2 protein-coding genes are annotated in these 842 nt (G+C 68.3%); both read right to left on the reverse strand.

Annotation, left to right across the window (positions count from 1 at the left end):
- On the reverse strand, positions 1-161 hold a 161-nt coding region (locus CCN44_RS42800), incomplete at its 3' end, for a DUF3817 domain-containing protein (protein WP_143650532.1).
- A 43-nt stretch (positions 162-204) separates the two neighbouring features.
- Positions 205-714, reverse strand: coding sequence for a MarR family winged helix-turn-helix transcriptional regulator (locus tag CCN44_RS42805; RefSeq protein ID WP_086704675.1), 510 nt, complete (start codon positions 712-714; stop codon positions 205-207).
- Positions 715-842 lie beyond the last annotated feature (128 nt).

Here is an 842-nt window from a genome sequence, read left to right on the forward strand (position 1 = left end):
ACGTACAGCCAGCCGTGGGCGATGGCGACGACCCGGGTGAAGTCGGCGGCGCCGTCGACGTCGAGACCGTACTTCGCGATCATGCCCAGGCAGAGCAGCACCAGCAGCACGCCGGTGATGTAGGCCATGACGCGGTAGCGGGTCAGCACGCTTTTTTTCATGGAGTCGAGCGTAACCACCCGTTCCGGGAGATCTTGCCCGGGGTCACCCCTCCTCGAAGTCGTGTGCCGCGATCCGCAGCGGACGGAGCATCGCGAAGATCTCCTGGCACTCCTCCGCGTCGTAGACCCCGAGCCCGAAGTCCATGGCCATCAGATCGCGGGTGGCCGCGTCGACCACCTCGCGGCCCTTGTCGGTGATGACGGCGAGGGTGCCGCGGCCGTCGTTGGGGTTGGGCCGCTTGGCGACCAGCCCCGACTTCACCAGGCGGTCCACGGTGTTCGTCACGGACGTGGGGTGCACCATCAGCCGCTCACCGATCTTGGACATCGGCAGCTCACCGGCCTTGGAGAAGGTGAGCAGCACCAGCGCCTCGTAGCGGGCGAACGTCAGCCCGTACGGCTTGACCACCGCGTCCACCTCGGCGAGCAGGATCTGCTGGGCCCGCATGATCGAGGTGATCGCGGCCATGGACGGCACGTTTCCCCAGCGCTGCTTCCAGAGCTCGTCGGCACGGGCGATGGGGTCGAACGGAAGGCTGAGAGGCTTCGGCACGTCTTCAGACCCTACCGGCCGGTCATATGCCGGTCAGCCCTGTCTCGGCTTTCGGTCACGCACTTCTCGCCCGGGGGCGGCACAGCCGGGCCAGGAGTGCGGCGCCGCGCCGGTCCGGGGCCCCGCCA

Source organism: Streptomyces tricolor (assembly GCF_002155905.1).
GTDB lineage: Bacteria > Actinomycetota > Actinomycetes > Streptomycetales > Streptomycetaceae > Streptomyces > Streptomyces tricolor.